The organism is Sphingobium fuliginis, assembly GCF_015074805.1.
GTDB classification, from domain to species: Bacteria; Pseudomonadota; Alphaproteobacteria; order Sphingomonadales; family Sphingomonadaceae; genus Sphingobium; species Sphingobium fuliginis.
The window spans coordinates 2,836,649-2,856,766 of the sequence record NZ_CP060035.1 but is presented as its reverse complement, the minus strand read 5'-3'; the positions used below and the strand labels follow the sequence as shown (position 1 = coordinate 2,856,766).

General features: G+C 64.9%; 21 protein-coding genes. 6 read left to right on the top strand and 15 right to left on the bottom strand.

Annotated elements, in window-relative coordinates; genetic code table 11:
• Positions 1–41 precede the first annotated feature (41 nt).
• The 4 genes from H5V43_RS13855 to H5V43_RS13840 all read right to left on the bottom strand — a co-directional run bounded on the left by H5V43_RS13855 (position 42) and on the right by H5V43_RS13840 (position 3,561).
• Positions 42–542: a L,D-transpeptidase family protein gene (locus tag H5V43_RS13855; RefSeq protein ID WP_044660570.1), complete on the bottom strand. Its 501-nt coding sequence runs from the start codon at positions 540–542 to the stop codon at positions 42–44.
• Positions 539–1,597, bottom strand: coding sequence for a GTP cyclohydrolase II (ribA, locus tag H5V43_RS13850; RefSeq protein WP_025551736.1), 1,059 nt, complete (start codon positions 1,595–1,597; stop codon positions 539–541). The genes H5V43_RS13855 and ribA overlap by 4 nt, the downstream gene beginning before the upstream one ends.
• Positions 1,597–2,394, bottom strand: coding sequence for an exodeoxyribonuclease III (xth, locus tag H5V43_RS13845; protein WP_044660572.1), 798 nt, complete (start codon positions 2,392–2,394; stop codon positions 1,597–1,599). Before xth ends, ribA begins: the two co-directional genes overlap by 1 nt.
• Positions 2,395–2,907: 513 nt before the next feature.
• Complete coding sequence (locus tag H5V43_RS13840; protein ID WP_025551734.1) at positions 2,908–3,561, bottom strand: LolA family protein; 654 nt, start codon at positions 3,559–3,561, stop codon at positions 2,908–2,910.
• Positions 3,562–3,896: 335 nt separating this feature from the next.
• Between H5V43_RS13840 and H5V43_RS13835 the strand changes: the two genes are divergently transcribed.
• The gene (locus H5V43_RS13835; protein ID WP_193666699.1) at positions 3,897–4,340 is read left to right on the top strand and encodes a hypothetical protein; all 444 of its coding nucleotides are present in this window, start codon (positions 3,897–3,899) and stop codon (positions 4,338–4,340) included.
• Positions 4,341–4,361: 21 nt separating this feature from the next.
• Here H5V43_RS13835 and H5V43_RS13830 read toward each other — a convergent pair whose 3' ends face one another.
• The 9 genes from H5V43_RS13830 to H5V43_RS13790 form a co-directional block, all read right to left on the bottom strand.
• Positions 4,362–6,683 carry an FtsK/SpoIIIE family DNA translocase gene (locus H5V43_RS13830; protein WP_025549602.1) on the bottom strand — a complete coding sequence of 774 codons (2,322 nt, stop codon included), beginning with the start codon at positions 6,681–6,683 and terminating at the stop codon, positions 4,362–4,364.
• Between the two features lie 231 nt (positions 6,684–6,914).
• A complete protein-coding gene (locus H5V43_RS13825) occupies positions 6,915–7,406 on the bottom strand; it encodes a GNAT family N-acetyltransferase (protein WP_025549603.1) in 492 nt (163 codons plus the stop codon).
• Between the two features lie 10 nt (positions 7,407–7,416).
• Positions 7,417–8,346 (bottom strand): DMT family transporter, encoded by a 930-nt coding sequence (locus H5V43_RS13820; RefSeq protein ID WP_025549604.1) that lies wholly within the window; start codon positions 8,344–8,346, stop codon positions 7,417–7,419.
• A 40-nt stretch (positions 8,347–8,386) separates the two neighbouring features.
• Entirely contained in the window at positions 8,387–8,611 is a 225-nt protein-coding gene (locus tag H5V43_RS13815) for a hypothetical protein (RefSeq protein WP_025549605.1), read from the bottom strand.
• A gap of 50 nt (positions 8,612–8,661) precedes the next feature.
• The gene (gene ispG / locus H5V43_RS13810; protein ID WP_025549606.1) at positions 8,662–9,822 is read right to left on the bottom strand and encodes a flavodoxin-dependent (E)-4-hydroxy-3-methylbut-2-enyl-diphosphate synthase; all 1,161 of its coding nucleotides are present in this window, start codon (positions 9,820–9,822) and stop codon (positions 8,662–8,664) included.
• A gap of 180 nt (positions 9,823–10,002) precedes the next feature.
• The gene (locus H5V43_RS13805) at positions 10,003–11,307 is read right to left on the bottom strand and encodes an OmpP1/FadL family transporter (RefSeq protein ID WP_025549607.1); all 1,305 of its coding nucleotides are present in this window, start codon (positions 11,305–11,307) and stop codon (positions 10,003–10,005) included.
• A gap of 398 nt (positions 11,308–11,705) precedes the next feature.
• Positions 11,706–13,127, bottom strand: a complete 1,422-nt coding sequence (gene pgmG / locus H5V43_RS13800; RefSeq protein ID WP_025549608.1) for a phosphoglucomutase/phosphomannomutase PgmG — start codon at positions 13,125–13,127, stop codon at positions 11,706–11,708.
• A gap of 20 nt (positions 13,128–13,147) precedes the next feature.
• A complete protein-coding gene (locus H5V43_RS13795) occupies positions 13,148–13,585 on the bottom strand; it encodes a J domain-containing protein (RefSeq protein WP_025549609.1) in 438 nt (145 codons plus the stop codon).
• A complete protein-coding gene (locus H5V43_RS13790) occupies positions 13,585–14,391 on the bottom strand; it encodes a division plane positioning ATPase MipZ (protein ID WP_044660579.1) in 807 nt (268 codons plus the stop codon). The genes H5V43_RS13795 and H5V43_RS13790 overlap by 1 nt, the downstream gene beginning before the upstream one ends.
• A 109-nt stretch (positions 14,392–14,500) precedes the next feature.
• Here H5V43_RS13790 and panC point away from each other — a divergent pair, with 109 nt between their 5' ends.
• Positions 14,501–15,346, top strand: coding sequence for a pantoate--beta-alanine ligase (gene panC / locus H5V43_RS13785; RefSeq protein ID WP_025549610.1), 846 nt, complete (start codon positions 14,501–14,503; stop codon positions 15,344–15,346).
• 91 nt (positions 15,347–15,437) lie between these two features.
• Here the strand turns inward: panC and H5V43_RS13780 are convergent, their stop codons facing one another.
• Positions 15,438–15,878: a CopD family protein gene (locus tag H5V43_RS13780; protein WP_025549611.1), complete on the bottom strand. Its 441-nt coding sequence runs from the start codon at positions 15,876–15,878 to the stop codon at positions 15,438–15,440.
• 14 nt (positions 15,879–15,892) lie between these two features.
• Positions 15,893–16,954, bottom strand: a complete 1,062-nt coding sequence (gene hemE, locus H5V43_RS13775; RefSeq protein ID WP_025549612.1) for a uroporphyrinogen decarboxylase — start codon at positions 16,952–16,954, stop codon at positions 15,893–15,895.
• A gap of 287 nt (positions 16,955–17,241) precedes the next feature.
• Here hemE and H5V43_RS13770 point away from each other — a divergent pair, with 287 nt between their 5' ends.
• The 4 genes from H5V43_RS13770 to coaE are packed head-to-tail and all read left to right on the top strand — an operon-like array spanning position 17,242 to position 20,092.
• Positions 17,242–18,063 carry a pyruvate, water dikinase regulatory protein gene (locus tag H5V43_RS13770; protein WP_025549613.1) on the top strand — a complete coding sequence of 274 codons (822 nt, stop codon included), beginning with the start codon at positions 17,242–17,244 and terminating at the stop codon, positions 18,061–18,063.
• 4 nt (positions 18,064–18,067) lie between these two features.
• Positions 18,068–18,661: a Maf family protein gene (locus tag H5V43_RS13765; RefSeq protein WP_025549614.1), complete on the top strand. Its 594-nt coding sequence runs from the start codon at positions 18,068–18,070 to the stop codon at positions 18,659–18,661.
• Complete coding sequence (locus H5V43_RS13760; protein WP_025549615.1) at positions 18,658–19,479, top strand: shikimate dehydrogenase family protein; 822 nt, start codon at positions 18,658–18,660, stop codon at positions 19,477–19,479. Before H5V43_RS13765 ends, H5V43_RS13760 begins: the two co-directional genes overlap by 4 nt.
• 19 nt (positions 19,480–19,498) lie before the next feature.
• Positions 19,499–20,092 (top strand): dephospho-CoA kinase, encoded by a 594-nt coding sequence (gene coaE, locus H5V43_RS13755; protein ID WP_025549616.1) that lies wholly within the window; start codon positions 19,499–19,501, stop codon positions 20,090–20,092.
• Positions 20,093–20,118: the final 26 nt, after the last annotated feature.

The following is a 20,118-nucleotide window of genomic DNA, read 5'->3' as shown; positions in this document are numbered from 1 at the left end:
CAACAATCTCGTCATCCCCGCCTTCGCGGAAGGACGAACCTTCAGACGATCTCCATCACATCACCCGGCGCCAGCAACGGCAACAGGCGCAGCATATCCGCCCGCTCCACCGCCACGCACCCCGCCGTGGGACGGCCTTCGGAAAGATGGAAGAAGATCGCGCTCCCCCGCCCCGGCACCGGCGGCGAGTCATTGTGCCCCAGCACGACGATCACATCATAGGCATCATCGTCCCGCAGCAGATTTTCCGCGGAAAAGGCCCGCGGCAGATGCACGGGCCGGTTATAGGCCGGATCGGCCGGATCATCGGACCAGCCATCCCCTTCCCGCACCCAGCGCCATGGCAGGCGGATGCCCGCCGCCGCCGCCTTGCCGGGCCGCAGCAACACGCCCCGAACCGGCCAGATGCCCAACGGCGTGCAGCCATCCCCCTCCCGCTTGTCCGCCGCTGCACAGACGCCGCCGCGCCCGATGGTGCAGGGCATGTCCAAGTCACCGAAGAAAAGACGCCCCGCGCCCGCATCGACGCGGATGGCGCTCACAACTGATGCCCTGTCCGGTCCCGCTTGGTGGCGAGATAGCGCTCATTATGCGGATTGGAAGGCAGGATGATCGGCAGCCGTTCCGCCACCCTGATCCCGGCGGCTTCAAGCCCCGTCACCTTGTTCGGATTATTGGTGAGCAACCGCACCTCGTCCACGCCCAGCAGGTCCAGCATCCGCGCCGCCACGGAAAAGTCGCGCGCATCGATGGCGAAGCCCAGCCGGACATTGGCATCGACCGTGTCGAACCCCTGATCCTGCAAGGCATAAGCGCGCAGCTTGTTGACAAGGCCGATGCCGCGCCCTTCCTGCCGCAGATAGAGCAATATGCCCCAGTTCGAATCCGCGATCTGGTGCAGCGCCTGATGCAGTTGCGGCCCGCAATCGCATTTCAGCGACCCCAGCACATCCCCGGTCAGGCATTCGCTGTGCAGCCGGATCACGGGGGGCGAGGAATCGCGCTGGCCCACGATCAGCGCGACATGCTCGCGCGGTTCGTCGGGACTGCGGAAGGCGACGATCTCCGCCGTCTCGCTGGCCGACACGGGAAGGCGGGCGCGCGTGGCGATGGCCAGATGCACGGCATCGTCATAGGCGTCGATGTCGGCGGCGCTGACCTCCGCCTCGCTGTCGCCTTCCGCCGTCACGAAATAGGCCGGCAATATGCCCGCCAGCCGCGCCAGCCGCAGCGCCGCCTTGGCCGCCGAAGGCGCCGCCAGCGGCTTCGCCATGAACGGCCCTTTGAGCGGCGAGGCAAGGTCCAGCACCGGGTCGGAGATCGCGGTCGCCACATCGACGTCGATCCACGGCGCCCGCGCCACCAGCACCGGCATGTCGGGATCGGCCGCCGCCAGCTGGTTGGCGAGCTTCAGCGTCTGCGCCCGCGCCGCGGAGATCAATATGTCAGCCCCTGCGCCCGGATCGAATCCGGCAAGCGTCACGGCATCGGCCCCCTCCACGGCCATCAGCCGCACGGCGCCGTCGGCGGCCTGCACGCGCACCGGCCAGCCCCGGCGTAGCGCGTCGATGGCGCGGGCGGCGGCGCGGGCGCTCATCAGAAGGCGAATTCCGTGATGATCGGCACATGGTCGGACGGGCGCGACCAGCCGCGGATCGGTTCCACCACGCGGTGGCTGACAGCCTTTTCCGCGACGTCCTGCGTCATCCACATATGGTCGAGCCGCCGTCCGCGATCCGATTCCGCCCAGTCGCGGGCGCGATAGCTCCACCAGGTATAGAGCCGCTGCGGCGCGGGATAGAATTTGCGGCCGATGTCGACCCAGTCGTTCGATTCCTGCAGGCGCGCCAGAATCTCGCACTCGATCGCCGTATGGCTGACGACATTGAGGAGTTGCTTATGGCTCCATACATCGCATTCCATCGGCGCGATGTTAAAATCGCCGGTCAGGATGGTCGGCTTGTCCTCCAGCGTGGAGGACCATTGGATCATACGCTCCAGGAAATCGAGCTTCTGTCCGAATTTCGGATTGACCTCCCGATCGGGCACATCCCCGCCGGCGGGCACATAGACATTCTCGATCCGGACGCCATTGTCCAGTCGCACGCCAACATGGCGCGCCTCCCCATTGGCCTGCCAGTCGAGCCGGTCGTCCTCCCGGATCGGGATCTTCGACAGGATGGCCACGCCATGGTGCATCGGCTGTCCGTTCAGCACCTGATGATTATAGCCCCGTTGCCGGAACAGCCCGGCCGGGAAGGTGTCGTTCACCACCTTGGTTTCCTGCAGACACAATATGTCGGGCGATTCCTCCGTCAGAAAGCGCTCGACAATATCGAGCCGGGCACGAACGCTATTGATATTCCAGGAAGCGATGCTGAGTGTCTGGGGCATGGCTGATCCACTAAGACCCTCCGCCGCCCCGCGCAAGGGCGGCGAATGTCCCGGCAGACGGAACAGCGTTGGCGCCGTTCGACGTTCAGTTCAGGTGGAGCCGAAAATGGGATGTTCGAGCATCGGAGCGCAGCGCACTTCATATCCGTGAGCACCGAAGCGCGGAAAATCGCGCTTTGCAGGCCCGCACAAGCTATAGCGCTGCGTTAAATCGGACGCAGGTCGCGCGCTCTCAGTTTTCGTTGTCGCATCGTTTGAAGCGGAAAACCGGTTCCCACCTTTCTGCGCGATGCTCTAAATGTCGGATCGCACCGAAAAGGCCCCCGCTCCGGGGGCATGGAACGGGGGCCTCGATCGCGCCCTTGAAGCGCTTTGCGGCGGGAGCGGGGTTCCGGGTAACAGGGGGGAAATCCCGGTTCCGTCTCGCGCCGTGGAGTTCCTTTTAGGGCTCGGGATATGAGCCTCAGATGAACGGTTCTGAAAAGTTTTCGGCCCGTCGCACCTGGGGCCCGCTTAACCGCCCGACGCGCGCCCCTTGGGCCGCGGGTCGGTCCAGCGGAAGGCGGAATCCGCCACGGGCACGCCATAGCGCTGGTTGCTGAGCTTCACCGCCGTCCGGTTGTTCTGCGAATCCAGCGCCACCCAACCATAGAGCTGCAAGCCCGCCGGGCTGCCCGCATCGCGTTTGAAGATCATGGTGATCGTGCCATATTCGGGCCGTTTGGGGTCGCGGGCCTGGACGGACAGCACGCTGGGATCGCCCGTCTGGATCACCTTTCCGAACTTCGACAGGTCCTTGGACGGATCGATCAACGCCCCCAGCGGCGAATTGCCGATCGGCCAGCGCTGCACCTGCCGCACCTCATAATCGATCATGGTCAACGCCTTGCCGTCGCCCACAATCAGCAAAGGCACGCCCTTCTGATACTGGAAACGGATCTTGCCCGGCTGCTTGAGGGTAAGCTGGCCGGTCAGCGTCTGGCCGTTGCGGTCCGTCTGGGCGAAATCGGCGGTCATGGTGGTAACGGCGCGGATATAGGCATTGACCTTCGACAGGTCCAACTGGTCGGCCTGCGCGGCGGCCGGCATCGCCGGCACCGCAAGGGGCGCGGCAGCGATCGCCAGGGCGGCCAGCGTCAGGCTGTGGGGCGCAAGGATGCGCTTCATGCAATCATCTCCGGTTGTTCAGGATGAGAAATGTAGGTGGCAGGGCTTGAACCCGCTGTGAACCCATTCGTTCCTGTCATGCAACGAATGGACTGTCCGCTTCAACGCTCAGCCTGAAGAATATGCGGGCTGGTTGGGAATCGGACACCCCTTTTATCCCTCTCCCTCGAGGGAGAGGGCTGCGCAGACTTGGCAGCTTGCTGCCCTAGTCGCAGCTGGGTGAGGGGGTTGCGATCTAAGGGATCGCGCGGCACTCCCCCTCATCCCAATCAGCCCAGGCTCCTTCGCCGCCAGGGCTTCCTATCCTTCTCCTCAAGGGCGAAGGAAGGTCTTGAATGGGCCATTCCCGGGCCTTCGCCATCATGTCACGAAATGAAAACGGGAAGGGGGAGAGCAACATGGTCGCTCAATCCCCCTCTGCTCCCGCTTCGCCAGTGCCGGTCTTTCCGGCGGCCCCTCTCCCGATTTATTTTTTAGGCGCTGCGGTGAGCGGCCTCTGCTTAGCCGGGCGCGAAGACAAAAAAAAGGCCGATCCGAAGACCAGCCTGAAAGTTTTTAGGAGAGGATGCCTGAAAGGCAGGGCCTTCTTCGCCCAGATCGCGTTTCCCGGCAAATGCGAAGAACCGAAGGACGATTGCATGAAACGCAATCAGCCTTGGAAATCAGGGGTTTTTCCCGGCGCCACAGGGGTTTTTCCGCACGGCGATGACCCAGCAACCCACGCAAAAACCCGTTTCAGAGCGAAATGGGCAGTGGTTTTTTGGCATCAGCCCAAATGAAAATTTTTCACGCCGACCGGATCAGAGCGGATTGCCATTCTCGTCGCGCAGCACTTCGCGGCGGCCGACATGGTTGGGCGGACCCACCAGCCCCTGCTCCTCCATCTGCTCGATCAGCCGGGCGGCGCTGTTATAGCCGATGCGCAATTGCCTCTGGAGCCAGCTTGTCGACGCCTTCTGATTTTCGAAGACGAGCTGGCACGCCTTGCGGAAAAGCTGCGCGTCCGGGCTGTCGTCGCCCAGGTCGACACCATCGAGCGCGAAGCTGCCCTCCTCCGGCTCCTCGGTGACGGCGGCGATATAATCCGGCTGTCCCTGGGCGCGCCAGTGATCCGCCACCACGCGCACCTCGTCGTCCGACACGAAGGGACCGTGGACGCGCATCAGGCCCTTGCCGCCGTGCATGTAGAGCATGTCGCCCTTGCCCAATAGCTGCTCGGCGCCCTGTTCGCCCAATATGGTGCGGCTGTCGATCTTCGACGTGACGAAGAAGCTGATGCGGGTCGGCAGGTTGGCCTTGATGACCCCGGTGATGACGTCGACCGAGGGCCGCTGCGTCGCGAGGATCAGGTGGATGCCCGCGGCGCGGGCCTTCTGGGCAAGACGCTGGATCAGGAATTCGACTTCCTTGCCCGCCGTCATCATCAGGTCGGCCAGCTCGTCGACCACCACCACGATCTGCGGCAACGGCTGGAAATCGAGCTGCTCCTCCTCATAGATCGGCTTGCCGGTCTCGGGATCGTAGCCGGTCTGCACGCGGCGGCCGAGCGGCTTGCCCTTGGCCTTCGCCGCGCGGACCTTCTCATTATAATTGGCGAGGTTGCGGACGGAGATCGACGCCATCATGCGATAGCGGTCCTCCATCTGCTCCACCGCCCATTTGAGCGCGCGGATCGCCTTGGCGGGCTCGGTCACGACCGGTGAGAGCAGATGCGGAATGTCGTCATAGGTCGACAGTTCCAGCATCTTGGGATCGATCATGATCAGCCGCAACTGATCCGGCGTCATGCGGTAGAGCAGCGACAGGATCATCGCGTTCAGCCCCACCGACTTGCCCGAACCCGTCGTGCCCGCGATCAGCAGATGCGGCATGGGCGCAAGATCCGCGATGATCGGCTCGCCCGAGATATTCTTGCCCAGGATGATCGGCAGGGTCGCTTCCTGCCCGAACTGCTCGCTGGTGATGAGTTCGCGGAAGGACACGCCCTCCCGGTTCGCATTGGGCAGTTCGATGCCGATCACGGTGCGGCCCGGAATCGTCGCCACGCGGGCCGAAAGCGCCGACATGTTGCGCGCAATGTCGTCCGCCAGCGCGATCACGCGGCTCGCCTTGATGCCGGGCGCGGGTTCCAGTTCATACATGGTGACGACCGGGCCGGGACGGACCTCCACGATATTGCCCTTCACATGGAAGTCGTCGAGAACCGATTCCAGCAGGCGCGCATTGCGTTCCAGCGCGGCCTTGTCGATCTTCTGTCCCTGGCTCGCGGGGGTTGGATTGAGCAGGTCCGGCGAAGGCAGGGAGCTGTTGCCGAACAGGTCGTCCTGGCTGACCGGCGCCATAGAGCGCTGCACGGGCGCAGGCTTGGGCGTCTGGATGTTGATCGGCGGCTTGGGTTCGTTGGTGACGGTCTTGCGCGGGGTTGCGACGCGCTCGAACGGCTCGTCATCTTCATCCGCGTCCACGACCGGCGCGGGACCGGCCAGAGCGAAAGCCGGCCGGGGCAGCGCCAGGCGCGGCAGAGAGGGCCGGCGCAACGCGATGATCGGCTTTTCCAGCGCCAGGCTGCGATACCAGAGGACAAGGCCCGCGATCAGCGTCAGGACGATCAGGATTCCGGTGATCCAGCCCTGCGCGGCGGGCGCCTGCGCCGCAAGGCTCATGACGCCCCGCGCCGTCACCAGCGCGATGATGCCGCCCCATCCGGCGGGCAGGCCGACCAGCGGATTGGTCTGGAACAGCGCCAGCGCGATGCCGAGCAGGACGATTCCGGCAAGGCACTTTCCGAACTGCGCCTTCCACCCGCTCATGTCCTGATCGCCCCACAGCCGCCGGGCGGTGATCGCCATCAGCGGCAGCACCAGCGCCACCGGCACGCCCAGCAGCCAGAGCAGGAAATCCGCGACCCAGGCGCCGGGCGCCTGCATGATATTCTGCACATGGTCGCCGGCCACCGTGTTCATCGACGGGTCGCTCGGCTGATAGCTGAGCAGCGCCAGCGCGAGGAACAGGGTCGCCAGCAACAGCGCGATCGCGCCGATCAGCGCACCGCTGCGGATCAGGCTGCGTTTCAGCATTTCGCGCCATTCCGGCGTGCGTTTGGCTCCGCGGCTGACAGCCATGGCGTCAATGTCCCCCAAATGTTCCGTTCGGGGACAATGCGCCGAGCGGGGAGTCCCCGTCAAGAGTCCGGCCCATCGGCTCGTCTCTCCGACTCCGTAACAATCCTTATGTCGACGGACGGCTGACCGGCGCAAAAAGTCCCGCGAAAGGAGACTTTGTCATGATCGCCACGCTTTATCCGACCCTCGTGATCGTCGCCCTGGGGGCCTTCACCGCCGTGCTGCTGGGCGTCAGCGTGCAGGATGCGCTGAGGCGAGGGCGCTGAGCGCATCGCCGTCGACGCGCTGCACCGTCCATTCGTCCATCGGCCGCGCCCCCAGCGAGCGGTAGAAGGCGATGGACGGTTCGTTCCAGTCCAGCACCCACCATTCCAGCCGCGCGCAATCCCGCTCCAGCGCCAGTTGGGCGAGGCGGGAAAGCAGCGCCTTGCCCGCGCCCAGCCCCCGCGCTTCCGGGACGACGAACAGATCCTCCAGATAGAGGCCGGGCCGTCCCTCGAAAGTCGAGAAATTATGGAAGAAAAGGGCGAAGCCGATCGCCCTCCCCTCATTTTCCGCGATCAGCACCTCCGCCATTGGGCGCGGCCCGAACAGATATTTGTTGAGCGAGGCGCGGTCGGCCTTCACCTCATGGGACAGTTTCTCATAGTCCGCCAGGGCGAGGATGAAGGCGTGGATCGTGCCGATGTCCGATGGCACGGCCTCGCGAATGGTGACGGACATGCTTTTCCTTTCAGGCCACGGACGGTTCGACATGGGGCGGTTCGGCCGATCCCGCGCGCGACGCGATCAGGCACCCCAGCACGATCAGCAGCGCGCCGACCACCGTGGTCAGGGTCAGCCGTTCGCCAAAGGCGAGCCAGCCGATGATCGCAGCCCAGAGGAAGGCGCTATATTCGACCGGGATCAGCACCTGCGCCTCCGCCCGCGCATAGGCCCAGGCGAGCGCCGCAAGCGAGGTGAAGGCCAGCGTCGCGGCCAGCACCACCAGCGCCCATGAGGGCGCCGCCGGCACGACCGGCATCCCCTGGACAAGCGCCGCGAACAGGACGAACGCCCCCAGCATCACGACATGCTGGAAGAAAGCGACCTCGATAGGGGAGGCGAGCTGCGCCTGCTGCCGCTGGAGGATCAGGTTCCAGGCGAACAGCACCGCCGAAACAAGTACCGCACCCGCGCCCAGCAGCGCATCCGCGTCATAATCGCCCCGCACGCGCCCCGACAGGATGACGGCAACGCCGACCAGGCCCAGCAGCGACGCACCGATGGCCTGCCGCCCGATCCGTTCCTTGAGCAGCAGCGCGGCAAGATACAGCGCGACCAGCGGCGCGATGAAGGACAGGGCGATGGCCTCGGCCAGCGGCATCCGCATGATCGCCCAGAAGAACAGGCTGGCCATCACCGCCACCACCGTCCCGCGCAGCATATGCAGCCGCAGCACGGCCCGACCGGGCCAGCGCTGCCGGGTCAGCAGCATCAGCACCAGCCCCAGCAGGCTGCCCGCCACGGCGCGCCAGAACAGCGCATTGAACAGGCCGATGGAAAGGCTCAGCCCCTTCATGGCGGCGTCCATCACGGAAAAGAGCGCAACCCCCACGCAGCAGACGGCGAAGGCGAGAGGAAATGCGGTCGCCGGTGCGGCGCGGTCGGTGTCGCTTCCCATCCCGTGGCCTATGGATGCGGAACGCCGTGGATCGGCCCGGTCAATCGCGCGTCTTCCGGATCACGCGGCCGACAACCAGTTCGTCGATCTGAAGGCGCATGATGCGCGCCCCGCCGATACGGAGGCGGCCGATGGCGATCGCACCGATGGCGAGAGCGCCCAGCGCCAGCGCCCCCAGCGCCAGGCTGCCGATCGCCCCGGCGCCCAGGGCGGACGCACCCACGGCGGATGCACCCGTGGCTGTCGCAGGACGGGAAGCGGCCATGGCATCCCTCCGTTCAGTCGCCGCATCATCCGGGCTGGGGACGCCGCCGGTCATTCCGCCGCTTCCGCCTTGCCAGCGTCGGTGGTTTCGTCTTCCAGTCTGGCCGCTTCGATCTCCGCCGCCTTGGCTTCGACAAGGCCGACGATATGGTCGATCATGCCTTCGTCCTGCACCGTATGATCGGTGAGGCCGGAGAGATAGACCATATGCTTGCCCGCGCCGCCGCCGGTCAGGCCGATGTCGGTTTCCCGCGCCTCGCCGGGGCCGTTCACCACGCAGCCGAGCACGGAGAGCGAGAGCGGCGTGTGGATATGCTGGAGCCGTTCCTCCAGCGCCTGCACCGTGCGGATCACGTCGAAGCCCTGCCGCGCACAACTTGGGCAGGAGATGACCTTGACCCCGCGCGTGCGGATGCCAAGCGATTTCAGGATTTCATAACCCACGCGCACTTCCTCTTCCGGCTCAGCGGAAAGGGAAACGCGGATCGTGTCGCCGATCCCGGCCCACAGGAGATTGCCGATGCCGATGGCGCTCTTCACCGTGCCGCCGATCAGTCCGCCCGCCTCGGTGATGCCCAGATGCAGCGGGCAGTCGACCGCTTCGGCCAGTTGCATATAGGCTGCCACGGCCAGGAAGACGTCGCTCGCCTTCACCGCCACCTTATATTCGTGGAAATCCTGATCCTGCAGCAGTTTGATATGGTCGAGCGCGCTTTCGACCAGCGCCTCCGGGCAGGGCTCGCCATATTTTTTGAGCAGGTCCTTTTCAAGGCTGCCTGCATTGACGCCGATCCGGATCGAGCAGCCATTGGCCTTGGCTGCGTCGACCACCTCCTTCACCCGCGCTTCCGATCCGATATTGCCCGGATTGATGCGCAGGCAGGCCGCGCCCGCATCGGCGGCTTCCAGCGCGCGCTTGTAATGGAAATGGATGTCCGCGACGATCGGCACGCGGGCAGCGCGGACGATCTGCTTCAGCGCGGCGGTCGACGCCTCGTCAGGGCAGGAGACGCGGATGATGTCCACGCCCACTTCCTCGCAGCGGCGGATCTGGTCGACGGTCGCCCGGACGTCATGGGTCGGCGTGTTGGTCATGGTCTGCACCGTGACCGGTGCGCCGCCGCCGACGGGGACATTGCCGACCATGATCTGGCGGCATTGCCTGCGGGCGATGTCGCGCCAGGGGCGCAGGCCGGGATTATGGTCGGACATGAAAAAGGGGCTCCGTGGTGATGGAGCCCCTATAGGGATTTATTGCGTCGGTTAGAAGCGCGAGCTGTCTTGCGTTTCAGCAAAGCTGAAACGTGCGCACCGGCCCTCACCCCACCCGACTGCCCAGACATCGTATCCCGATGGGCGGTCGGGTGGGGGTGAGCGCCGATGCCGCTCCCATCAAAAACGCGCCGTCAACGAAGCGCCGATCTGGTCCGCATTGCCGCTGGTCCGCGACAGGGTGGTCGCCGTCACCGTCGCGGGCGCGGGATAATAGCTGTCCGGACGGATGATGTTCGCCTTTTCCACGAAGGTATGGGCATAGCTGACGTTCAGTGCGAAGGCGGGCGAGATGTTGAAGGTCGCGCCAGCCGTCAGCCAGGAACGGTCGCCATCGGGCACGCGGGTCGTCAGGTGCTGCGGATTGGTCGGCGTGCGGTCGAACATCGTCCCCGCGCGCAGGGTCAAGGCCGGGCTGACATCATATTCGCCGCCCAGGCTGACGCTGTAGCTGTCCTTGTAATCCAGTTCCTTGTTGCTGGTGCCGGCGGCGGAGGTGATGGCAATGCCCTTGAACTTCGACCAGTTATACCAGCGGGCGCTGATCATCGCGCGCAGCTTCGGCGTCAGGCGGTGCATGAAGCCCACGGTGACGATGTCGGGCAGGTCCAGCGGGGCGGACGCATCCAATTCGCCATTGGCCGTGGCGATGGGCCCCAGCAGGCCTGAAATGGTCTGCGTGCCGATCAGCTTGTGCTTGACGCCGGAACGGTAGGAAACGCCGACATTGGTGTCGCCATTGGTGTAGAACAGGCCCGCATTCCAGCCGACCGTCCAATCGTCGCCCTTCAGCCGCGCGAAGCCGTCGGCCGGGGCCAGGGGCGAAAGCTGCGGCAGGGCGTTGGTCAGCGTCGCCTTCACATATTGCACGTCGACGCCGCCGCCGATCGAGAAATTGTCATTGAGCTTATAGGCGGCGCTGGGCTGGATATTATAGGTTTTGAGGTTGGTGTAGAGCGAGTCATAGCGGCCGAAGAAGCCGTCGTCATAATCCAGCTTCAACCCGAACGGCGCGTTGACGCCCAGGCCCAGCCACAGACGGTCGGTGGCCTGCGCCGTGACGTAGAAGCTGGGGATCGGAATGACCTTGTCGAACGGATTGCCGCCGTCATTGCCCGCAACCGGCACCCGCGCGCCCGGCAGGGTTGGAACGGTGCGATAGGTACCGCGATTGGCCTGATGCGCGGAGGCCATCAGCGCGATTCCGCCGATCGAGGTCTGGATGCCCGACAGTTCCGTCATGGCCGCAGGATTGAAATAGACGGTGGACGGATCGTCCGCCGCCGCGCCCGCGCCGGCCAGCGCGCGCCCGGTTTCCTTGGGCGCCTGTTCCTGCAGGTAGAAACCACCCGCCAGGGCCGGGACGGGTGCCGCGAATACGCCCGACAACAGGACACTGGCAATGATGGGGCGGCGCAAGGGCATGATGAATCCTCTCTTCAAACTCGTCTGTGGCAAATGGCTTTAGCCGGAAAATGATCCCCTCGAAGCCACGGCCTTATTAGCAATATGGTTAAATTATCGTTCGAAAAGCCCTAATTTGCGGGGGTTTCCGTATCCTGCGCCGCCGGAATGCGAAACGACGCTACGGCAGGAAGCAAAAAGAAGGGCGCTCAGCGGATGAAAAAAAAGCCGCCCCGGAGGACGGCTTGAAAGTTTTAGGAGAGGATGCCTGAAAGGCCTTTTCCTTTTGCGGTGCAGCGATGATTTTCGCAAATGCGAAAAGCTGATGTTCGATTGCATTTCATGCAACTGTCATGCTCCAGCCTGATTTCCGTAACGGAAAAGCAGGTCCGAACGGGCCGCTTTTTCTGCCCGTTGGATCAGGAATCGTCCTCGGAAATCCGAATCACGCCCGAATCGGCCAGTTGCGCATCGATCTCCGCGATCAGGCGCGCCAATCCTTCCTCATCCTTCGCCTCGGCCCGGATCACGAGCGAATCCTGGGTGTTGGAGGCCCTCAGCAGCCACCATCCATCGCGCGTGCCGACTCGCAGGCCGTCGGTTTCGTCGACGCTTGCGCCAATGGCCTGCAATCGGGCGCGGACTTCCTCCACCACGGCGAACTTGCGGCTATCCTCCACCGGAAAGCGGATTTCCGGCGTATTGACCATGGCCGGCATCTCATCGCGCAGGGCCGTCACGCTACGGCCAAGCCGGGTCAGCCCCCGGATAAGCCGCACCGCGGCATAGAGCCCGTCGTCGAAACCATAATAATCGTCCGCGAAGAAGAGATGCCCGGTCATCTCCCCGCCCAGCGGAGCGGCAATCTCCTTCATTTTGGACTTGATGAGGCTGTGGCCGGTCTTCCACATCAACGGTCGCCCGCCGAGCGCGGCAATCCGGTCGAACAGGGCCTGGCTGGCCTTCACATCCGCGACGATCGTGGCGTTCGGCCGATCCTTCAGCACCAGTTCCGCGAAGATGCCCAGCAACTGGTCGCCCCAGATTACCCGGCCCCGGCCGTCGACCACGCCGATCCTGTCGCCGTCGCCGTCGAAAGCCACTCCGAAATCGAGCTTCTTCGAGCGGACAAGCCCCTTCAGGTCCGCCAGATTCGCCTCGACAGTGGGATCGGGGTGATGATGGGGAAAATGTCCGTCTATCTGGGTGAAAAGCACATGATGCTCACCTGGCAGGAGCTTGACGAGCTTGTCCACCACCGGCCCGGCGGCGCCATTGCCGGCATCCCAGCCAATGCGCCAGGCGGCGCCGTCGAACCGCTCCACCAGCCGGGCGGCATAGCGGTCCATGATGTCGACGTTCTCGATCCGGCCCCCGCTTTCGCTCCCGCCTCCGCTTCCGGCAGTGCTCCAGTCGCCCGCCGCCGCCATCGCTCCCAGCTTCGCGATGGCCGCGCCGAAAAAGGCTTCATGCTGAAGCACAAGCTTGAAGCCGTTATGATCGGGGGGATTGTGGCTGCCGGTTATCTGAATGCCGCCGTCCACATCCAGGACCGCTTCGGCATAATAGAGCATGGGCGTCGGGCCCAGGCCTATGCGCACGACATCGGCGCCGGAATCCTGAAGGCCCTGGACGACCGCCTGTTCCAGCGCCGGGGAACTCAGCCGCCCGTCATAGCCGACCGCGACCCTTGATCCCCCGGACCGCCTGACGCCCGCCCGTCTGACGATCGAGCCGAAGCTGCGGCCCACGGCATAAGCATCTCCCTCGCCCAGCGTCCGGCCCACCACGCCCCGAATGTCATATTCGCGCAGCAGCGTGGGATGAAAGCGATGGGCCATGGCATCTTCTTCCCTTGGCTTCAGTGGCGCTGCGCGGCTTCCCTGATCAGCAGGTCGCGGGCAGCGTTGATCTGGGCCGCCAGCGCTTCGGTACCACCCTTGTCCGGATGGACGGAGGCGATGAGGCGGCGATGCGCGGCGCGGATGGCGCTGGCATCGGCATCGGGGCCCACGCCCAGCAGCTTGCGGGCGTCGATCACCGCCTGAGGGGAAACGGCCCGGGTGGCGGGCTGGTCCGACCGGGCCTTCGCCTTGCCGGGGCGGCTCTTGGCGAAGAAAAACAGGGTGGCGCCCAGCAGCAGCGGCGCGCCGACCAGCGGCTTGCCCTTGGCCGCCATGACCGCGCCGACCAGAGCGGCGCCCAGCGCCATGCCATCCTTCGCGCTCATGCGTTGCAGTCGTCCCGTCCAGATAAGCCAGGCGGCAAGCCCGATCAAAGCCAAGGCAAGCAGACCCATCAGGCCGCGCCGAGCAGATCCACCGGCGCGACCTCATCGCGCGAGGGAAGGGCGAGGCCCGACACCATCTCGCGCAGTTCCTGCCGCGCGGCGATATGGCTGACGCCCAGTTCGCCCAGATGCCCCTTGTCCAGCAGCGTAAGCCCCGAAGGGAAGAGTTCGCGGAAGATCACGCGCTCCGAAAGGCCGGGAATCACGCGGAATCCGACGCGGCGGGAAAGCTCCATCAGGGCATCTCCGACGCGCTTCTTGTTGCGCGCGTCATGATGCTGGACGCGGTTGCGCAGCACCACCCAGTCGATGGTCACGCCGTCGGCCTTGGCCCGGGTCTTGCGCGCCTCGAAGATCAGTTCGGAATAGAAGGAAAGGCGCTTCACCTTGAAGGTTTCCGCATCCACCTGCCCGATCAGGTCGAAATCGACGAAGCTGTCGTTCATCGGCGTCACCAGCGTATGGGCGCGGGCGGCCATGTGGCGGGCATAGTCATCGTCGCGGCCGGGCGTGTCGATGACCAGGAAATCCTTGCCCTCGGCCATGGCGGCGGCCTGTTCGTTCAGCGCCTCGACGCTGTCGCCCTGGAACACCGCGAAGTCCGGGGTAGGCAGGTCGATGCCGCGGCGGCGCGCGGTGTCGGCGCGATTCTCCATATAGCGGGTGATCGTGCGCTGGCGCGGGTCCAGGTCGATCATGCCGACCCGGTGACCCAATACCGTCAGCGCGATGGCCGTGTGCACGGCGGTGGTCGACTTGCCGGTTCCGCCCTTCTCATTGGCGAAGACGATATGGTGCGTTTGGGCGTTCGCCATCGGACCTTTATAACCCCGTTGATTGTCGCAATGATTCTTGACCGTTTCAGCCGGTCGTGCCTTAGCAGGATATACCCCTGTCGATGCCCTTATCGGAGCCGTTCCTGTCGTGCAAATCCTCCGTGACCTGCCTTCCCTGCGCGCCGCCGTCGATGCGCTGAAAAGCGACGGAAAACCGCTGGCTCTGGTGCCCACCATGGGCGCGCTGCATGACGGGCATATGGCGCTGGTCGAGGAAGCGCGCCGCCATGCCGGGCATGTCGCGGTGTCGATCTTCGTCAATCCCCGCCAGTTCGGGGTGAACGAGGATCTGGACGCCTATCCCCGGCGCGAGGCGAAGGACGCGCAGATGCTGCAGGCGGCCGGAGTCGACATCCTCTGGGCGCCGAGCGTGGACGTCATGTACCCGGCGGGCTATGCCACCAACATCTCCGTCTCGGGCGTGACCGAAGGTCTGGACGGCGCGGCCCGGCCCGGCCATTTCGACGGCGTGGCGACGGTGGTGGCGAAGCTGTTCAACCAGGTCCGCCCCGATGTCGCGCTGTTCGGGGAGAAGGATTATCAGCAGCTCGCCGTGATTCGGCAGATGGTGCGCGATCTGGACGTGCCGATCGAAATCATCGGCGTGCCGACCCAGCGGGCCGAGGATGGATTGGCGCTGTCGTCGCGCAACGCCTATCTGACCGAGGAGGAGCGCAAGGATGCGCTGGCCCTGCCCCGCGCTCTGGGCGAAGCGGCCCGGCAGATGGAAAAGGGCGCGACCGTCGAGGCGGCCCTGGCCAAAGCGATCGCCCTGCTGGCGGCGCATGGCTTCGACCCGATCGATTATGTAACGCTGTGCGACGCGGTGACGCTGGAGCCGATGACGCTGCTGGACCGTCCGGCGCGATTGCTCGGTGCGGCGAAGCTCGGCAAGACGCGGCTGATCGACAATATTCCAGTCGATCCCCTTTAATTTCCGTCATCCCAGCGAAAGCTGGGATCTCGGGCGATAGGGCACGACATAGCCTCACGAGATCCCAGCTTTCGCTGGGATGACGGCTACGTCAAAACGGCTTCACGATCACCGCGATCACGATCACCGCAGCGGCGATTCCCGGAATCTCGTTCACCAGCCGCAATTGCTTCTCGCTGAGCGGCCGCAGCCCCTTGGCCAGCTTCTTGGCATAGCCCGCGATCCAGCCATGATAGCCCGACAGGCCCAGCACGAAGAGCAGCTTCAGGTGGAACCAGCCGAAATGCCAGGCGCCGATCTCGACCATCAGCATAAGCCCGAAGACCCAGACCAGGATGAGGGACGGATTGAGGATGATCCTGAGCAGCCGCCTTTCCCGGTCGATCCACTTCCTGTCCTCGTCCGACCCCACCGGACATTGATGGTGATAGACGAAGAAGCGGGGCATCATGAACAGGCCCGCCATCAGGAAGATGACGAAGATGACATGCGCGGCTTTGACCCACAAATAGGCTGCTCCCAGATAAGGCATGGTTCAGTCTCCCGCTACGACCGCATCCGGCGCACATAGCTAATCAGCGCTTCGACATGATCAATGGGGGTGTCGGGGAGAATCCCGTGGCCCAGGTTGAAGATATGCGGCCGTCCGGCAAAGGCGGCGCGGATATTGTCCACGGCCTCTTCCACCGCCCTGCCGCCGGCGATCAGCGCCAGCGGATCGAGATTCCCCTGCACCGGCAGGCCCTGCGGCAGCGCCCGGTCGGCCCAATGCGGGTCGACCGTTTCATCCACGCCCACCGCATCGACGCCGGTCCCCGCCGCATAATCCGCCAGTTTCGCGCCCGCGCCCTTGGGAAAGCCGATCACCGGAAGCTCCGGATGGATCGCCTTCAGCTTCTCCACGATCCGCCTGTTGGGCTGGATCACCCAGCGGTCGAATTCCAGCGGGGCCAGACTGCCCGCCCAACTGTCGAACAGCTGCACGGCCTCCACGCCCGCCTCGATCTGGCCGGAGAGATAGACCACGGTGGCATCGGCAATGGCATCGATGATCGCGCCGAATTTTTCCGGCTGGCTGTAGGCAAGGCGGCGGGCGGCGCCCTGGTCCTTGCTGCCTTGCCCGGCGACCATATAGGTCGCGATGGTCCAGGGACTGCCCGCAAAGCCCAGGAAGGTCACGTGGCTGTCCAGCGCCGCCTTGACCTGCCGCACCGTCTCATAGACCGCCTCGAAGCGGCTGAAATCCGGTTTCAGGACCGACAGCTCCGTCTCCGCCAGGACCGGCGCGAGGCGCGGGCCTTCCCCCGCCTCGAACCAGAGGTCCTGCCCCATGGCATAGGGCACGATCAATATGTCGGAAAACAGGATCGCGCCGTCGAAACCGAAGCGGCGCAGGGGTTGGAGGGTCACTTCCGCCGCCGCCGCGCTGTCATAGACCAGTTCGAGGAATCCGCCCTTTTCCGCCCGCAAGGCGCGATATTCCGGCAGGTAACGGCCCGCCTGACGCATGAGCCACATGGGCGGCACGGCAGGGCGCGCACCCTTCAGGACCGAAAGCAAGGGCTTGGCCGTCAGGTCATTCGAAAGGGCGGCATCGGGTCCCGTCATAAACTCTCTTATATTTAGATTCAAAAGGATGATGGAGATAGTGGGGCGGTTGGCAGCGGGGTTTATGCGCTGTGCCCCGATTTGCCAACAACTTGACTCCTCAAGGCCGCCGATTCCGGTCCGAGTCAGTCAGCTTATTCCCGTTATCCACAGGCTGTGGGTGGAAATTTCCTTCTGTTGGCGGGCTGTGGAGAAGATTCCCGGAATCGGGGAGGACGAAAGGCGCCTGATTTCACCCGCAAGCTATGCCTTGATTTATCCACAGCCTCCCCACAGAGATGTTCTTCATGTCGCGCATCCATCTCCACCTGCTTTCGGACTCGACCGGCGAGACGCTGGAAAACATAGCGAAGGCTGCCATCGGCGCGTTCGAGAATGTCGAGGCGGTGCGCCATTTCTGGCCGATGGTTCGGTCCGACGTCCATCTCGACCGGATCATGGAGGAGATCGCCGCCAATCCGGGGCTGGTGCTGTTCACCCTCTCCAACCATCAGCTCCGGCGGCGGCTGGAGACGCGCTGCCGGGCGCTCGGCCTGCCCCATGTGGCGGCGCTCGACAGCGTGACCGACGCCCTCTCCAACATATTGGGGCAGGAAACGCGCAACCGCCCGGGGCGCAAGCATATATTGGATGAGGCCTATTTCGCGCGGATAGAGGCGATCCAGTTCACCATCGCCCATGACGATGGCGTGGGCCATGAAAATTGGGAGGAGGCGGACATCGTGCTGGCCGGCGTTTCCCGCGCGTCCAAGACGCCGACATCCATCTATCTCGCCAACCGCGGGTACAAGACCGCCAATATCCCGCTGGTGATCCAGTCGCCGCCGCCGCGCAGCCTGTTCTCGCTGAAGCATCCGATGGTGGTCGGCCTGACCGTCAGCCCGGAACGGCTGGTGCAGATCCGCCGCAATCGCCTGCTGTCGCTCAACCAGGCGCCGGAGACCAGCTATGTCGACATCGACCGGGTGCAGGAGGAGCTGTCCTTCGCCCGGCGCATGTTCGCGGACAATGGCTGGCCGGTGATCGACATGACCCGCCGGTCGATCGAGGAAGCCGCCGCCGCCATCATCAACCTGTTCAACGACCGCGTGCTGGCGGAAGGAGCATGAGACCATGATCGTGCTGGCATCGCAAAGCGCGAGCCGCCGCGCCCTGCTGGAAGCGGCGCAGGTGCCGTTCGAGGCGCTGTCCCCCGGCGTCGACGAGGAAGCGGCGAAGGAAGCGCTGCGCGCCGACGGCCTGGATGCGCGGCAACTGGCCGATGCGCTGGCGGAACTGAAGGCGATTCGCGTCTCGCGCCGGGTGCCGGGCGGGCTGGTGCTGGGCTGCGACCAGACCCTCAGTCTGGATGACGGCGCGATGATCGACAAGGCGGTCGACCGCGCCGATGCGGAGCGCATAGTGAAGCTGCTTTCCGGGCGGGTGCATCATCTCCACAGCGCGGCGGTGATCGCGCTCAACGGCGAACCGATCTGGCGGTATGTCGAGCGGGTGCGGATGACGGTGCGGCCTCTGTCGGACGCTTTCATCACATCCTATCTGGACGGCGATTGGGAAAATTGCCGCTGGTGCGTCGGCTGCTACCGGATCGAGGGGCCGGGCGCGCAGCTTTTCAGCCGGGTCGAAGGCAGCCAGTTCGCGATTCAGGGCCTGCCGCTGCTGCCTTTGCTTGACTTTCTGCGCGTCCGGGGCGTTCTGGCGACATGACCGACAAGCTCCCCTATGCCGAAGTGATCGGTGATCCGATCGAACACAGCAGGTCGCCGCTGATCCACAATTTCTGGCTCGATGCGCTGGGGATCGAGGCGGAATACAGGAAGACCCATGTCACTGGCGATGGCCTGTCCGCCTATTTCCTGGCGCGGCGCGCCGATCCGGACTGGCTTGGCTGCAACGTCACCATTCCGCACAAGATCGCGGTGATGGACTATACCGACGATCCGGGCGGCGTCCGGGAACGGATCGGGGCGATGAACACCATCGCCAGCGAGACGGGCGGACCGCTGATCGGCACGAATACGGATGCGGGCGGATTCCTCCAGCCATTGCTGCGCGACAGGTGGAAGGGGCAGAGCGCCGTTCTGGTGGGGGCGGGCGGCGCGGCGCGGGCGATCCTGTTCGCCCTCACCAGCCTGGGCGTGCCGGACATCACCGTCATGGTGCGCGATGCAGCCAAGGGTCAGGCGCTGCTCGACCGTGCAGGGGTCAGGGGCCGCGTGATCGGCATGACCGACGCGCTCCCTCGGGCGGACCTGCTCGTCAACACCAGCTCGCTCGGCATGGTGGGCCAGCCGGTGCTGGACCTGGACCTTTCCCCCCTGGGCCCGGAAGCGACGGTCTATGACATCGTCTATGCGCCGCTGGAGACGGAGTTGCTCAAGGCGGCGCGCATCCGGGGCCTGAAGACCCTCGACGGGCTGGAGATGCTGATCGGGCAGGCGGCGCTGGCCTTCGACATCTTCTTCGATGCGGAGGCGCCGCGCGAACGGGACGAGGAATTGCGCGCCTTGCTGCTCGCCGCCTGAGATTCATGAAGATGATGGGATGAAGATCTACGGTCTCACCGGCTCCATCGGCATGGGGAAGTCCGCCGTCGCGGCCATGTTGCGGCGGGAAGGCGTTCCCCTGTTCGACGCCGATGCGGAGGTGCATCGCCTGCAGGGGCCGGGCGGCGCGTTGCTGCCGGCGATAGAGGCGCGCTTTCCCGGCACGACCGGTCCCAAGGGCGTCGACCGGGCGAAGCTGGGCGCGGCGGTCTTCGGTCATCCCCAGGAATTGAAGGCGCTGGAAGCCATCGTCCATCCCGCCGTGCAGCAGAGCCGCAAGGCCTTTCTGCAACGGAACCGATCGCGCCGGTTCGTCGTGCTGGACATTCCGCTGCTGTTCGAAACCCATGGCCATCGCCGGCTGGCCGGCGTCATCGTGGTCACCGCCCCTGCCTGGAAGCAGCGCAAGCGGGTTCTGGCCCGGCCCGGCATGACCGCTGCAAAATTTCGCCGGATTGTCCATCTGCAAACACCCGATGCTGAAAAGCGGCGGCGGGCCGACTATATCATCCATACGGGCACGACCTTCGCTGAGACCCGCTTCCAGGTTCGCCGCTTGGTCGCTTGCCTTGGTGCGAAGACAGGCCGATAAGAGGGGGCCGGCGAGGTTGGCCGGCA

Coding starts and splice junctions, on each gene's coding strand:
- ribA (WP_025551736.1), bottom strand. CDS start 1,597: ATGAGCGCCCGCGCCGCCGCCCGCGCCATCGACGCGCTACGCCGGGGC.
- xth (WP_044660572.1), bottom strand. CDS start 2,394: ATGCCCCAGACACTCAGCATCGCTTCCTGGAATATCAATAGCGTTCGT.
- H5V43_RS13840 (WP_025551734.1), bottom strand. CDS start 3,561: ATGAAGCGCATCCTTGCGCCCCACAGCCTGACGCTGGCCGCCCTGGCG.
- H5V43_RS13835 (WP_193666699.1), top strand. CDS start 3,897: ATGGGCCATTCCCGGGCCTTCGCCATCATGTCACGAAATGAAAACGGG.
- H5V43_RS13830 (WP_025549602.1), bottom strand. CDS start 6,683: ATGGCTGTCAGCCGCGGAGCCAAACGCACGCCGGAATGGCGCGAAATG.
- H5V43_RS13825 (WP_025549603.1), bottom strand. CDS start 7,406: ATGTCCGTCACCATTCGCGAGGCCGTGCCATCGGACATCGGCACGATC.
- H5V43_RS13820 (WP_025549604.1), bottom strand. CDS start 8,346: ATGGGAAGCGACACCGACCGCGCCGCACCGGCGACCGCATTTCCTCTC.
- H5V43_RS13815 (WP_025549605.1), bottom strand. CDS start 8,611: ATGGCCGCTTCCCGTCCTGCGACAGCCACGGGTGCATCCGCCGTGGGT.
- ispG (WP_025549606.1), bottom strand. CDS start 9,822: ATGTCCGACCATAATCCCGGCCTGCGCCCCTGGCGCGACATCGCCCGC.
- H5V43_RS13805 (WP_025549607.1), bottom strand. CDS start 11,307: ATGCCCTTGCGCCGCCCCATCATTGCCAGTGTCCTGTTGTCGGGCGTA.
- pgmG (WP_025549608.1), bottom strand. CDS start 13,127: ATGGCCCATCGCTTTCATCCCACGCTGCTGCGCGAATATGACATTCGG.
- H5V43_RS13795 (WP_025549609.1), bottom strand. CDS start 13,585: ATGGGTCTGCTTGCCTTGGCTTTGATCGGGCTTGCCGCCTGGCTTATC.
- H5V43_RS13790 (WP_044660579.1), bottom strand. CDS start 14,391: ATGGCGAACGCCCAAACGCACCATATCGTCTTCGCCAATGAGAAGGGC.
- H5V43_RS13780 (WP_025549611.1), bottom strand. CDS start 15,878: ATGCCTTATCTGGGAGCAGCCTATTTGTGGGTCAAAGCCGCGCATGTC.
- hemE (WP_025549612.1), bottom strand. CDS start 16,954: ATGACGGGACCCGATGCCGCCCTTTCGAATGACCTGACGGCCAAGCCC.
- H5V43_RS13770 (WP_025549613.1), top strand. CDS start 17,242: ATGTCGCGCATCCATCTCCACCTGCTTTCGGACTCGACCGGCGAGACG.
- H5V43_RS13765 (WP_025549614.1), top strand. CDS start 18,068: ATGATCGTGCTGGCATCGCAAAGCGCGAGCCGCCGCGCCCTGCTGGAA.
- H5V43_RS13760 (WP_025549615.1), top strand. CDS start 18,658: ATGACCGACAAGCTCCCCTATGCCGAAGTGATCGGTGATCCGATCGAA.
- coaE (WP_025549616.1), top strand. CDS start 19,499: ATGAAGATCTACGGTCTCACCGGCTCCATCGGCATGGGGAAGTCCGCC.